Origin of the sequence: Acinetobacter gandensis (assembly GCF_001678755.1) — a bacterium.
GTDB classification, from domain to species: Bacteria; Pseudomonadota; Gammaproteobacteria; order Pseudomonadales; family Moraxellaceae; genus Acinetobacter; species Acinetobacter gandensis.
This window is the reverse complement of record NZ_LZDS01000006.1, coordinates 23,255-36,191: the sequence shown is the minus strand read 5'-3', so window position 1 is coordinate 36,191 and position 12,937 is coordinate 23,255. Positions and strand designations below refer to the sequence as shown.

The 12,937-nt window shown below is 39.1% G+C and carries 14 protein-coding genes; 8 read left to right on the top strand and 6 right to left on the bottom strand.

Annotated features, from left to right (window positions below; genetic code table 11):
• Positions 1-10 precede the first annotated feature (10 nt).
• Positions 11-826, bottom strand: coding sequence for a hypothetical protein (locus A9J31_RS03760; RefSeq protein WP_067762629.1), 816 nt, complete (start codon positions 824-826; stop codon positions 11-13).
• Between the two features lie 175 nt (positions 827-1,001).
• Here A9J31_RS03760 and gap point away from each other — a divergent pair, with 175 nt between their 5' ends.
• On the top strand, positions 1,002-2,030 hold the full coding sequence (gap, locus tag A9J31_RS03755) for a type I glyceraldehyde-3-phosphate dehydrogenase (protein ID WP_067762628.1): 1,029 nt from the start codon (positions 1,002-1,004) through the stop codon (positions 2,028-2,030).
• Between the two features lie 195 nt (positions 2,031-2,225).
• Positions 2,226-2,522: a hypothetical protein gene (locus tag A9J31_RS03750; RefSeq protein WP_067762668.1), complete on the top strand. Its 297-nt coding sequence runs from the start codon at positions 2,226-2,228 to the stop codon at positions 2,520-2,522.
• 88 nt (positions 2,523-2,610) lie between these two features.
• Here A9J31_RS03750 and A9J31_RS03745 read toward each other — a convergent pair whose 3' ends face one another.
• Together A9J31_RS03745 and A9J31_RS03740 are read right to left on the bottom strand one after the other, a co-directional pair.
• Positions 2,611-2,910 carry an AzlD family protein gene (locus A9J31_RS03745; RefSeq protein ID WP_067762627.1) on the bottom strand — a complete coding sequence of 100 codons (300 nt, stop codon included), beginning with the start codon at positions 2,908-2,910 and terminating at the stop codon, positions 2,611-2,613.
• Positions 2,907-3,653 (bottom strand): AzlC family ABC transporter permease, encoded by a 747-nt coding sequence (locus A9J31_RS03740; protein WP_067762626.1) that lies wholly within the window; start codon positions 3,651-3,653, stop codon positions 2,907-2,909. Before A9J31_RS03740 ends, A9J31_RS03745 begins: the two co-directional genes overlap by 4 nt.
• A gap of 144 nt (positions 3,654-3,797) precedes the next feature.
• Between A9J31_RS03740 and A9J31_RS03735 the strand changes: the two genes are divergently transcribed.
• From A9J31_RS03735 to A9J31_RS03710, 6 genes are all read left to right on the top strand, one after another.
• A complete protein-coding gene (locus A9J31_RS03735) occupies positions 3,798-4,253 on the top strand; it encodes an Lrp/AsnC family transcriptional regulator (RefSeq protein ID WP_067762625.1) in 456 nt (151 codons plus the stop codon).
• 323 nt (positions 4,254-4,576) lie between these two features.
• Complete coding sequence (locus tag A9J31_RS03730; RefSeq protein WP_067762624.1) at positions 4,577-5,743, top strand: ATP phosphoribosyltransferase regulatory subunit; 1,167 nt, start codon at positions 4,577-4,579, stop codon at positions 5,741-5,743.
• Positions 5,744-5,807: 64 nt separating this feature from the next.
• Positions 5,808-7,127: an adenylosuccinate synthase gene (locus A9J31_RS03725; RefSeq protein WP_067762623.1), complete on the top strand. Its 1,320-nt coding sequence runs from the start codon at positions 5,808-5,810 to the stop codon at positions 7,125-7,127.
• Positions 7,128-7,330: 203 nt separating this feature from the next.
• Positions 7,331-8,134, top strand: coding sequence for a M48 family metallopeptidase (locus A9J31_RS03720; RefSeq protein WP_067762622.1), 804 nt, complete (start codon positions 7,331-7,333; stop codon positions 8,132-8,134).
• 110 nt (positions 8,135-8,244) lie between these two features.
• Positions 8,245-8,556 carry a hypothetical protein gene (locus A9J31_RS03715; protein WP_067762621.1) on the top strand — a complete coding sequence of 104 codons (312 nt, stop codon included), beginning with the start codon at positions 8,245-8,247 and terminating at the stop codon, positions 8,554-8,556.
• A gap of 110 nt (positions 8,557-8,666) precedes the next feature.
• The gene (locus A9J31_RS03710; protein ID WP_067762620.1) at positions 8,667-9,446 is read left to right on the top strand and encodes a M48 family metallopeptidase; all 780 of its coding nucleotides are present in this window, start codon (positions 8,667-8,669) and stop codon (positions 9,444-9,446) included.
• A 133-nt stretch (positions 9,447-9,579) separates the two neighbouring features.
• On the opposite strand, the gene slyD is transcribed toward A9J31_RS03710, so the two are convergent.
• The 3 genes from slyD to A9J31_RS03695 form a co-directional block, all read right to left on the bottom strand.
• Positions 9,580-10,062, bottom strand: a complete 483-nt coding sequence (gene slyD, locus A9J31_RS03705; RefSeq protein WP_067762619.1) for a peptidylprolyl isomerase — start codon at positions 10,060-10,062, stop codon at positions 9,580-9,582.
• A gap of 136 nt (positions 10,063-10,198) precedes the next feature.
• Positions 10,199-11,500 (bottom strand): NAD(P)/FAD-dependent oxidoreductase, encoded by a 1,302-nt coding sequence (locus A9J31_RS03700; RefSeq protein WP_067762618.1) that lies wholly within the window; start codon positions 11,498-11,500, stop codon positions 10,199-10,201.
• Between the two features lie 101 nt (positions 11,501-11,601).
• Positions 11,602-12,915: a D-alanyl-D-alanine carboxypeptidase PBP6B gene (locus A9J31_RS03695; RefSeq protein WP_067762617.1), complete on the bottom strand. Its 1,314-nt coding sequence runs from the start codon at positions 12,913-12,915 to the stop codon at positions 11,602-11,604.
• Positions 12,916-12,937: the final 22 nt, after the last annotated feature.

Below are 12,937 nucleotides of genomic sequence, written 5' to 3'. Positions count from 1 at the left end.
ATGAATCAGCTTATAAGTCAGGATCTGTCTTTTTTATGTGTTGAATGGGGAATTCCTTGCCATCAAATTTGAGCTGATAACGACCTTGGTCATGTTCAGCGGACGCTTTGCAGTTTTTGTGATTGTAATGGCTGCTAATGCTCGACTCTTTGATTAAGAAAATAGGGAAGCCCTTATGGGTTTGATTGCTGATGTGCAAGGTGCGCTTCAATTCTTCAGTATTCCAGTCATCACAAGCACTTTGTGTACTGCTGTTGTAGTTGGTCATTAGTCCATTTAAGACAGCTAAAATTTTTGAATCAGTTTGAATGGCATATAGGTAAAGCAATCGTCTTGATGAATGAATACCGCCTATGTGCGATTGTTTTAAAGCAATACCCACCAAGTCCTGATCTTTTGCATAGGGGGTGAGATCAAATTGAACCTTATCTAAACGTGTCGTAGGCACAATGCCTTTAGGTGACTTAAATACTTTTAGTACTTGAAATGTGCCTTTATCTATAAGATAAAGATTTAGATCATAATTGCCCGCATTGTCCTGAATCACGTCAGTCGCATTACTAGAAAGGGCTAATAATCGACGACTATGCTGAAGTTGAATGCAGTCCTGAAATACAGGTTTATTGGTATTGGCGGAATTATTGTCTGAGAATAGGCGCTGTAATTTTTGTATATCCGCTGATGAACAGTGTTGATATATTTGCGCTGTAGTCTCGGTTGAACCTAATAAAAATATCAAAAATATTGAGATGGAAGCGTAAAAGAGCTTTGTAGGTTTAAGCTTTTGCCAGAACAAATAAAATGGTTGTAGTGTTTGCTTCATCATTGTGATTTATGGTCTATAGAATATTTTTCTTCATTATAAAGTCGAAAAGCTATTTTGAATGTTTTCACTCAACACCCATTTTAATAAGTATTAAGAGAATTAATGATTACGAATTATTGTTGAAATCCTTTAATATATAAGCGCTTTATAACTGTTTCAAAATGAAGGGTAAGTCATGCAACGAGTGGCAATTAACGGATTTGGTCGAATCGGACGTAATGTTTTACGTGCATGGTTTGAAAATCCTAAAGAATTTCATTATGAAATTGTTGCCATTAATGATATTGCTGATGTTGAGACCATGGTGCATTTGTTTAAATACGATACAACACATGGCCGCTTTGCTGGGAATGTTGAAATTATTGAAGAAAATAACAAAATTTTTCTCGATATTCGTTATGCAGATGCACATTTAAATGTCCAAATATTGAATGAAGCCAAACCGCAGAATTTGCCTTGGCAGTTACTCGGTGTCGATGTGGTACTTGAATGTACAGGTCTATTTCGCTCACGCGAAGCAGCCACTCAACATCTAACTGCGGGTGCTAAACGCGTGATTATTGGTGCAGCGCCTTTTGATACCGTTGATGCTGCGATTGTTTATGGTGTAAATCATTACGAAGTCAAAGCCAGTGATCAAATTATTTCTAGTGTGTCATGTACTACGCAAGCCTTAGTACCTTTAGTGAAAATTATTGATGATGCCTTCGGTATAGAAACGGCATTGATGACTGAAATCCATGCAGTCACCGCTGATCAATCTGTTTTGGATCACGCACATCGTGATTTACGTCGTGCCCGTGCTTCAGGTCAAAATATTATTCCGACCACATCTTCGGCTTTGGGTGCACTTAAACGCGTGATGCCTAAAATGGAAGGGCGTATAGATGGATATTCAATTCGCGTACCAACCATCAATGTGGCCGCAATTGATTTAACTTTTATTGCACAATCGCCTGTAACAGTACACCGTATCAATGAAGTCTTAGTAAAGGCTGCACAGCACGATTATGTAGAAATCATGCAAGTGACGGATGAGCCCTTAGTATCGTCCGACTTTAATCATTCACCTTACTCACTAATTGTGGATTTAACCCAAACCATGGTGGTGGGTAATCAAGTGAAAGTTTTTGCTTGGTATGATAATGAATGGGGCTATGCAAATCGTTTACTTGATCTGTGTGAAAGTTTTCATGCTGCATAAAGAAAAATAAGTTTAAAGCATCTCAAAGGAGGTGCTTTTTTACATGACGCTTAGATTTTTCATTGATAATTGAAATACATCTTCGCAAGTTAATGACCTAAAAAATATTGAAAAACATTAAATTCTTTACTTAATATCAATTGATTTTAGTAAGATGAAATACAAATAAATGTAATAAGAGTTTTACGCATGATGCTGATGTTACTTTGGGGATTCATTTTATTATTGTCATTGGCTGTCATATTTTTGATTTGGCTGCAATTTAATCGTGACGTTTCACAATCCACTGCACATGAAACATTACCACTCGAAGAAAAAGTGGTGTATTTAGAAGCGAATTTAAAAAAGACTCTAGAAATTATGCAAGATCTGGCGAAAAAAATGCATACGCAACAAGAAGTACTTGATCAGACCACGCAAAAATTACAAAAAGTTGAATTGCAAAATGCCGAACTCGTGACATTGCTTAGTCAAATGGTGAAATCGGATTGATATTTATCTCAATTATGAGCAAATGTTGAAAAGAAAGCACACACTTTTAAAATGCCATGACGAGCCCCGCTATGGTGTTTTTTGATTTTCAGATTAAAACCAAACGCAAAAGTGCGGCAGAAGCCATACTGATAGCAACGGTTGGTAAAAGTGAAAAGCGTGAAGCGGCAATCAGCGTAATAATTATGGCAATCATATCTGCTGGATTATCTCTCACGAAATATGGCGCGATCACAGAAATGAGCACACAGCCAGGTACAACTTCCATGATTTGACGTTGCTTATTGGTTAAGCTGCGATTTTTCAATAAAACATAGCCCAATATGCGGGTGAGATAGGTTGTCGCAGCAATGAATAGAATAGCGATTACGGTCGGTGTGTGAATCATGCCTCATCTCCAATCAAGAAAAAGGCAGAGACAATGCCACTGATAGCACCAATTGGAACATACCAGCCCGAAGGTAAATACAAATAGGCAAGTGCTGCGGTGATGAGACTAATCAGCCATGGACGAGCTGCGCTCATGCCTTTCCACATACTGCGTAACAGCACTAAAAAAACAGCAGGGAATGCCATGTCAAATCCGAAGCGATTGATATCGCCTAATACAGGACCGATCACAGCACCTAAAGTGGTGAACCCGACCCACATTAAATAAAGGGCAAAGCACAAACCCGCATAAAACATCATGCTAAATGCGCGGTGATAACCGACCAATTGTGCTTTTTTTTGTGCATCTGCTAAACCCACGGCCCAACTTTCATCCACCATAAAGAATAAGGCTGGAAAAACAGTTTTATTCGGGAGATGACGTAAATACGGTACTAAACTTGCTCCCATCAATAAATGTCGACAATTCACTAAAAATGTAATGAAAACCAACATCAAAATATTGGGGGGATTAGTCCACATTTCTAAAATGGCAAATTCAGAGCCACCAGCAAAGTTTAAACCTGTGAGTAATGGAACTTCGAGTGTACTGAAGCCTTTTTGAATGGCTTGAGTGCCTAAAACCAATGCAAACGGTGTGATGCCTAAGAGCAAAGGAATTGATGTTTTGAGTCCACGCTTAAACTCGTGCACTTGCGGTGACGAAGTTGAGTGTGATGTGGTGTTTCTAAACAACAACATGCTTAAGCTCTTTGCATTAAAATAATTAGAACAGCTATTTTAGGTGGATTTTATGGAAATTAGGCGCTGATTTTTGCATCTTTAGCTTTATATTTAAACTAATATTGCTAAAATATAAATAAATTTGGAATTTAGTGTTAAAAGATGGATCAGATTGATAAGCGCATTTTGCAGGAATTGCAGATAAATGGAAAATTGCAAAATAATGAACTTGCGCAATTGGTAGGATTATCTCCATCGCCATGTTTGCGTCGGGTCAAACAGCTTGAAGATGACGGTTATATCGAAAAATATGTTGCACTGTTAAATGCCAATAAACTAAATCTTGGGCTGACGGTTTTTGCGCGTATTTGGTTGAAAGGGCAGGATGCAAAAACAGTGAATGGTTTTGTGGATGCGATCCAAACCATGCCAGAAGTAGTGGAATGTCAACTCATGGCAGGCGATTGTGACTTCTTTTTAAGAATTGTAGTTGCCGATTTGGAAGCTTATCGTAAGTTTCAAATTCATCATTTAACACAAATTGAATGTGTGCAAAATGTCAAAACTGAAATTCCTTTACAGACGGTGAAAAAGACCACGGCATTGCCATTGGAATAAATTTTTAGGTTTTAAAGCTAAATGTTTGAACGCTAAGAATTTTTGTAAATAATCCCTCAAAGTGTATTTATTGTATAGATTAGTGAATGATATTTTATCAAATGGTTGAAATAAATTTGGTTGTGAAATTTAAAAGGTAATAATAAACAATTATTTATGAATATTAAGAAGTAAGTCTGATTATTCTATAAGTAGTTATGCATCTTTTATAAAAAAGTCATGTGCAAGCTGAAAACTATCGTGCTAAACTAGGAGAAATCGGGTGTGCTCCCGATTTTTTTATGCGGATTCGTTCCGCGCTGACATGAATTTAGGTTTACAACATGCCCATTTCAGAGACATGGTTATTACCTGATGGTGTAGCTGATGTACTGCCAGAACAGGCGCAAGTGATTGAGTCTTTGCGTCGTAAAGCATTAGATTTCCTCGCATCTCGAGGTTATCAGTTGGTGTACACGCCATTCATTGAATACATAGAATCTCTATCTTCTCTTTCAGAATCGAATCAAGATTTAGACTTAGCCACTTTTAAAGTTATCGATCAGTTGTCTGGTCGTTTACTTGGTGTGCGTGCCGATATGACACCACAAGTGGCTCGTATTGATGCGCATGTACATCCTGTTGAAGGTGTAGCTCGTTATTGCTACGCTGGGACAGTGTTACATACTAAGCCTCAGGGATTTAATACCACACGTGCACCATTACAATTAGGTGCAGAACTTTTTGGTTCGGACAGCATTGATGCTGACGTTGAGTTGATCGATGTCATGATTAACTTGCTTCAAACAGCAGGTCATTCAGACGGTATCCATCTAGATTTAGGGCATGTCGGTTTATTCCGTAGCTTGGTTAAGCAAGCAGGTTTAAGTAAAGCGATTGAACGTCAGCTTTCTGACTTGTATCAACGTAAAGCTTTGCCTGAGTTGGCTGAATTCACACAAACGCTTCCATTCGGTCAAGATTTTTATACCTTAGGTCGTTTTGCAAGTGATTTAGATGCGTTACAAGCAAATTTAAGTGCTGAAGTTTTAAATAACGAAGCATTTAAACTTGCATTTGATGCAGTGAAATCGACACAAGCCGCAATTCAGGCGCGTTGGCCAGAACTACATATTGGTATCGATGTTGTAGAACTTCGTTCATACCATTATCACACTGGTTTAATGTATGCCGTTTATGCGCCAAACCGTGCTGCACCACTGGCTCAAGGTGGTCGCTATGATGGTATTGGTGAACATTTTGGTCGTGCACGTCCAGCAACAGGCTTCTCTTGTGACTTATATGCATTAACTGCGGGTCAAGTTCAGAGTGCTAAAGTTTTGGTTGCACCCAAAGGTATTGACGCAGATTTATTAAATGCAATTGCATCAGCACGAAACGAAGGTTTCAGTGTGGTTCAATTGTTAGGTAATGATGATTTAAGCTCAGTTTCATCTGCAAGCCATCAATTGGTGAATGCAAATGGCGAGTGGACAATCAAACAAATTTAATCGCGTGATGTGTATCTCACATAAACGTTTTTCAATTTTAACAGCATGATGCAATGAGGCTATTATGGGCAAGAATGTTGTGGTACTTGGTACCCAATGGGGCGACGAAGGTAAAGGTAAGATCGTCGACCTGCTCACAGATCAAGCGGCTGCGGTAGTTCGTTATCAAGGCGGACACAACGCAGGTCATACACTTGTGGTTGGTGGTAAGAAAACTGTATTACACCTCATTCCATCTGGTATTTTACGTGAAAACGTATTGTGCTTAATTGGTAACGGTGTTGTTCTTTCTCCTGAAGCACTTATCCATGAAATGGATGTTTTAGAGAAAGAAGGCGTGCCAGTTAAAGAACGTTTACGTATTTCTCCAAACTGCCCTTTAATTCTTCCAAACCACATTGCACTTGACCAAGCGCGTGAGAAAAAACGTGGTAATGCGAAAATCGGTACTACAGGTCGTGGTATTGGTCCAGCGTATGAAGATAAAGTGGCTCGTCGTGCAGTACGTGTTGCGGACTTGGTACGTGGTGGTGATCATCTTAAAGCTCAACTTGAAGAGCTGCTTGAATACCATAACTTCCAATTGACTCAATTCTACGGCGTAGAAGCAGTTAAATTAGAAGACGTAATCGCGCTTTGTGACGAATGGCGTAAAGTGGTTGCTCCATTAGTGATGGATGTAACAGGCGAATTGCATAAATACCGTAAAAACGGTGACAATATCATGTTTGAAGGCGCTCAAGGTTCACTTCTTGACGTTGACCATGGTACATATCCATATGTAACGTCTTCAAACACAACTGCGGGCGGCGTAAGCTCGGGTTCAGGTCTTGGTCCTTTGCACCTTGACTATGTATTGGGTATTACTAAAGCATACACAACTCGTGTAGGTGCTGGTCCATTCCCTACAGAACTTGTTTACGATGCAGCGAATGATGTTGGTGATGCAATCGGTAAACACTTGGGTACTGTTGGTTCAGAATTTGGTGCGTCTACTGGTCGTCAACGTCGTTGTGGTTGGTTCGATGCTGAAATCCTTCGCCGTTCTGTAGAAGTGAACTCACTTTCTGGTATTTGCTTAACTAAACTTGACGTTCTTGATGGTTTAGAAGAAGTGAAAATCTGTGTAGGTTACGAAGCAGCAGATTCGGGTTGTATCGGTTCTTCTGATGCGCTTGCATTTGAAACTTTAAAACCAATCTATGAAACTATGCCAGGTTGGTCTGAGTCTACTTTCGGTGCAAAATCAATTGATCAATTGCCTGAAGCAGCTATAAACTACGTTAAACGCCTTGAGCAGTTAATTGAATGTCCAATCGACATCATTTCAACTGGTCCAGACCGTGATGAAACGATTATTCTACGTCACCCATTCGATGCTTAATACGCATTAGAACTCAGACGTTGAAAGGCCTCGCTCATGCGAGGCTTTTTTTATATAAATTGTTTTAGTTAAAATGAATAATAAATTGAATTGTTAAATAAAACATATTGATTCAAAAAGATTTTAAAAAAATATGTAAAAATATTGAGAGATTAATTTTTTTGTATATATTTGACATTCTTTATAAATAACTAGAGATCATTATGAATTATAAGAAAACTTTGGCATGTTTAGCTGTAGCAGTATCATTTACCGGTTGTACCACGATTGCCGATTTAGCAGGTGCAGATTCTGCAACTTTAAATCTACAAGCAACACAGTCGTATAATGCGATGTTAAAGGACGCGCAAAGTAAACAAGTATTGGATACGAAGTCTGCAACATATCAAAAAGTAAATCGCGTCTTCCTGAAAATGAAACCTTTCGCTGATCAAATGAACCAGACTGGGCAGGCTTTTGATTGGAAAGTGGCAGTAATTAAATCAAAAGAAATTAATGCCTATGTCGCTCCGGGCGGAAAAGTGGTGTTTTATACTGGTATCGTTGAAACCTTAAAACTGACGGATGATGAAGTTGCAGCCATTATGGGGCATGAGATGGTTCATGCTTTAGAAGAGCATTCAAAAAATAAAATTGGTGCAACTGCATTAACGAATCTTGCTGTCGGTATTGGTGCGCAATACGTTGGAAATGCAGCAGGTGGTTATGGTGCGACCTTATTGGACTTGGGGAGTCAATTTGGCGTTGGACTGCCATATTCACGTAATTTAGAAAGCCGCGCAGACAAAGGCGGTCTCGTGATGATGGCGAAAGCGGGTTATAACCCAGAAGCTGCAATTTCACTTTGGACAAAAATGAACGCGAATGACAATCGTGGTAATGACGCACTGAGCAAGTTTATGTCAACGCATCCAAGTAACAATGACCGGATTGCAGCCATGAAAAAAATGATGCCTGAAGCGCAGCAATATTATAAAAATGCATCGCCAGCAGTGGTACGTCGTTAATTTATTTTGATGATTGTCTAAAGTTTCGAGACTAAAGTTGCATTTTGGTGAGCTATACACGGTATGTGGACTTGCTAAAATGCAAACTTGAAAGAGGAGTGTAGTGCAGGATGCAGAAAAATATTTCCACCACAATTTTTTACTCATTATTGTTTGCGATGGGCGGCGCACCAACCATCGCCATGATGATTATTCGTGGACAAACACAAGATCCACAAGTGATCTATCAAGCATTAATTGGTTTATCTGTCATTATTGCTTGTATTTTGGTGCCTATGGTTTTAATTCAAAATGCTTATCTATTTCTTAAACGTAATGACGTCGTGCTTGAGCAAAAAATTAAGCCCGTGTTACATGTATATTTGGCGTTGAATGTAATTTGCTTGGCGTATTGGTTGATCATTCAGTTTTTGGCTAAATAAAGTTACATAAATACTATTATAAGTCGCTATATCTTCGTTTTCTGCTTCTGACCTTCAGAATATAATGTCACAATTATTTACTTATATTTTAACGGTCTGGAGTAATTTCAGTGAAGAAAATAATTCTAACAAGCTTATGCGTAGCAGGCGTATTGACTGTTTCTGGTTGTGCAACTGTTGCAGATATGGCAGGTGCTGATACTGCGACATTAAATGCTCAGGCAACTCAAAGTTATAACCAAATGGTTACCGACGCACGTTCTAAAAATCAGCTCGATACCTCTTCGAGTACATATAAGCGCATTAATACTGTATTCCAAAAACTGCGTCCTTATGCCGATCAAATGAATCAAACCGGTCAAGCTTTCCAATGGCAACTGGCTGTGATGAAATCAGATCAAGTTAATGCCTTTGTAGCACCAGGCGGTAAAGTGGTGTTCTATACAGGTATTGTAAATAAATTAAACCTGACTGATGCTGAAATTGCAGCAGTTATGGGACATGAGATGGTGCATGCTTTAGAAGAACATGCGAAAAGCAAGTTGGGTGCACAAGCCTTAACGGATTTAGCTTTGAATATTGGTTTAAGTGCAGCAGGTAATAATGTTGGTCAATTGGGGACAGCTGCTGCGCAGTTGGGTAGTCAAATCGGTGTAGGTTTGCCATATTCACGTTCATTAGAAAGTCGTGCTGACCAAGGTGGTTTAATGTTGATGGCACGTGCAGGTTATAACCCGCAAGCGGCAATTACACTTTGGGAAAAAATGAACAAACTTGAAGGGGCTGGTGGTTCGTCTTTCCTTTCTACTCACCCTTCAAACTCACAACGTATAGAAGCTATGCGTAAAAACTTGCCAGCGGCACAACAACTCTATAACCAACGTAAATAATTGTTTTGTGTAAAAAAAGCAGGCATCGGTCTGCTTTTTTTATTTATAAATCGTCTAACATTGAATTGCTTTTTTGAAAGCAGTAAAAAGGCAAAGTAAAAACTTTGCCTTTTTGGTGTAGATCTAAAAGATCTTAGTGGTGGTGACCACCTGCACCGTGTACGTGACCGTGGTCAAGTTCTTCAGCAGAAGCTTCACGGATTTCAACGATTTCAACTTCGAAAGTTAAATCTTGGCCAGCAAGTGGGAAGTTCGCATCAACGATTACGTTGTCGCCTTCAACAGATTTAACAGTAACGATTTGAACGCCATCATCAGTTTGAGCTTGGAATTGCATGCCCGCTTGGATGTTGTCTACGCCTTGGAACATTTGCGCAGGAACTTCTTGAACTAGGTCTGGGTTGTATTCGCCATAACCTTCAGCAGCAGGTACATTTACAGTGAATTTTTCACCAACTGTTTTACCTTCAAGTGCTTTTTCAAGACCTGGGATGATGTTGCCAGCGCCGTGCAAATACGCTAGTGGTTCACCTTGAGATTGGTCAAGAGTTTCACCCTCAGCATTAGTCAATGTGTAGTGGAAAGAAACCACAGAGTTATTTGCAATAGCAGTCATGTTATTGATCCATTCAATTTTTTAAGGGTTACATCATAAAGTGAAATTGCATTTTTGTAGACTAAATTTATCAAAAAAATGCAATTTTTGGACATTTATAATGCTTTCATCTTAAATAGGGACGATTATTTGAATTTCAATGCAATTTTATTTTTGGTGCAATTTTTCGTGTAACAAAATCTTTAGCTGTCAGCAAACCTGCATGGGTATAACCATAAATCGTCGCTTGATGCATACGATAAAGGGAAACGTACATTGATTTTGCAACAAAGCCTTGTACATTGACTTGACCTAATAATTCACCGACCGCTTTATGTTTACTCAGTGAAACCAACGAACCTTTGTCTGAGAATACAAACATAGGGAGCTGTTCTCCGCGTAAACGTGCCTTTAAGCAGTCTACTAAGAACGATGCTTGCTGACTTGCAACCTGCGCTCTCGGGCCTAATACAGGCTCATCTGCGCGCGGTTGGCAGTGTGCACAATCACCAAAGGCGAAAATATCTGGATGTGCTTTGGTTTGTAAGGTGGCATAAACACTGAGACGGCCCATACGATCTTTTTCAAAGCCATCTAATTTATGAATTACTTCAGGGGTTTTTATACCAGCTGCCCATACTTTGAGTTCAGCATTAATGCTGCTGCCATCATTAAAATAAACTTTTTCAGCATCTACTTTTTCAACACGCTTCGCAGTTAATACTTCAACTTTCATGCGTTCTAGTTGTTGTTTGGCATGCTCAGCCATTTTTTCCGGCAGGGCAGGTAAAATTCTATCTGCACCTTCAATCAGATTAATTTGAACACTTTTCGGATGAATTTTGTTTAAACCATATTTATAAAAATTGTGCTTGGCTTGCACAAGTTCTGCTGACAACTCTACGCCAGTCGCGCCTGCGCCAATAATGGCAATTTTAAGTTCACGTTGAGCATCGCTATTTTGTGCATCTAGATACAGCTGTAGAAGGTCTTGTTGAAAAACTTCAGCTTGTTGCAAGCTGTCGAGGTAATGACAATGTTCATAAACCCCTGGTGTGTTGAAGTCATTTGAAACAGAGCCTACCGCAAGCACAAGTGTGTCATAAGCTAAATCAAGTTGCTCATTTTGGGCTTCGTATTTACCTTGCTGGACTTTACTGAGTTGAATTGTTTTTTTGGATGGATCAACGTTTTCAAGTTTAGCTAAAACAAATTCATAATGATGTTTTGCCGCATGTGCATAGTAGTTAATTTCTTCATCACTAATTGACATCGTTCCTGCTGCAATTTCATGTAGCAGTGGTTTCCAAACATGGGTCAGTTTCATGTCAACCAGTGTTATACGTGCTTTTTTTTTCTTACCGAGTAAGTCGCCTAGTTGTGTGACCAGCTCCAGACCGCCCGCACCACCACCGACAATAACGATATGATGTAACTTGGAATTATCCGCGTTATTCATTGATATACCTATTTATTATTTTAAGAAAAGGAAGATGACAAGAGTATGCCATCTTCTTTTTTAGCTGAATAACGAATTGTCTTACAAGTTACATAATCACATCATTGACCAATTGGGTAGGTTTTCAGTTCAGTAGTTTCATTTGAAAAAATACTGAATAAGCTTTTAATCCACATAAAGAAACGTTCAAAAATATTAGCTTCTTCAATTTGAACATTATCTTCAATATCAAAGGTATTGATTAATTTATTATTTTGATAGACCGAAACAGTGGCTAATTTCATCACTTCAGCAAGTGGCGCAGTGAGTTCCTGTTTGTTCATTTCTACATTCATTTTGGTTTGCGTTTCATGCAGTGGTTCAATAGCTTGAATTTGTCCATTGCCTGTATTGAGCATAATGCGTTGTTGAAGTTGATCAAATGCTTGAAGATCAATGGCATAAGCCTGATCGTATAGAGAGGTGGTGATAAGTTTAGGTTTTTTGGTTTCAACTTTAAACATTTTCAAGGTTGATTTCACTACAGGCAATTCAGCAATCAATTGTTTATCTTTAATCGCAACTTCATTACGTGTATAGGTATAAGCTAGGTTCATTAAACGATGAGCAACTTCAGCACGTTTAATTCCGCTTTTAGCACCCATGACTACCACAATTAAACGACGCTCTGGTGCTTCTATATTTGCCATAGGTCGATTGGCGGTAAGTGCTAAATTGTAGCCAGCTGCTTTTGTAAAGCCCGTTTTAAGACCATCTACTGAAGGATCTTGTTTGAGTAAAATATTGGTGGCGCGATGAAATCGCTGGTTATAGCTAAAACTTTGTTGTTTTGAATAATAAAGATAATCTGGTGTTTCGGTAACCAGTGCTTGAGCTAAACGCGCAAGATCAGCTGCTGAAGAGTAATGATCAGGCATGGTAATGCCAGCTGGATTTTGAAAGTGTGTATCCTTCATACCTAAAGCTTTTGCTTCTTTGTTCATGCGATCAATAAAGCGAGGAACATCACCTGAAATACGTTCCGCTAAAGTAACGGCTGCATCATTTGCAGACATAACCACTAAACCAGCAAGCAACTGATCTACAGAGATTTGCTCACCTTGTTTAAGGTACATTTGCGATTCATCCCATTGCACGATTTGTACCACAGGCGTTGCGGTTAAAATTTCATCTTTACGTAGATGGCCAGCTTGAATTTCTTTTAATGCGATATAACCCACCATCATTTTGGTTAGGGATGCTGGTGCACGTTGCACATGACTATTATGCTCCGCAATCACTTGGCCAGATTGAGGGTCTAAAATGGTCCAAGCTTCTGCTTCGACAGTTTCAGGCATAACATTTAATAGGGTGGCATTTGCTATCGTGGAGCATAGAAAACTAAGCAACGCGATGAGGTAGATCACGGGTTTCAATGAGGTTCCTTAACCAACCATT

What these genes read in the sequence shown, in the direction of transcription:
- A9J31_RS03740 (WP_067762626.1), bottom strand. Translation starts at nt 3,653, where the DNA reads ATGTTGTTGTTTAGAAACACCACATCACACTCAACTTCGTCACCGCAA.
- A9J31_RS03715 (WP_067762621.1), top strand. Translation starts at nt 8,245, where the DNA reads ATGCAGAAAAATATTTCCACCACAATTTTTTACTCATTATTGTTTGCG.
- A9J31_RS03760 (WP_067762629.1), bottom strand. Translation starts at nt 826, where the DNA reads ATGATGAAGCAAACACTACAACCATTTTATTTGTTCTGGCAAAAGCTT.
- A9J31_RS03735 (WP_067762625.1), top strand. Translation starts at nt 3,798, where the DNA reads ATGGATCAGATTGATAAGCGCATTTTGCAGGAATTGCAGATAAATGGA.
- slyD (WP_067762619.1), bottom strand. Translation starts at nt 10,062, where the DNA reads ATGACTGCTATTGCAAATAACTCTGTGGTTTCTTTCCACTACACATTG.
- A9J31_RS03700 (WP_067762618.1), bottom strand. Translation starts at nt 11,500, where the DNA reads ATGAATAACGCGGATAATTCCAAGTTACATCATATCGTTATTGTCGGT.
- gap (WP_067762628.1), top strand. Translation starts at nt 1,002, where the DNA reads ATGCAACGAGTGGCAATTAACGGATTTGGTCGAATCGGACGTAATGTT.
- A9J31_RS03725 (WP_067762623.1), top strand. Translation starts at nt 5,808, where the DNA reads ATGGGCAAGAATGTTGTGGTACTTGGTACCCAATGGGGCGACGAAGGT.
- A9J31_RS03720 (WP_067762622.1), top strand. Translation starts at nt 7,331, where the DNA reads ATGAATTATAAGAAAACTTTGGCATGTTTAGCTGTAGCAGTATCATTT.
- A9J31_RS03745 (WP_067762627.1), bottom strand. Translation starts at nt 2,910, where the DNA reads ATGATTCACACACCGACCGTAATCGCTATTCTATTCATTGCTGCGACA.
- A9J31_RS03730 (WP_067762624.1), top strand. Translation starts at nt 4,577, where the DNA reads ATGCCCATTTCAGAGACATGGTTATTACCTGATGGTGTAGCTGATGTA.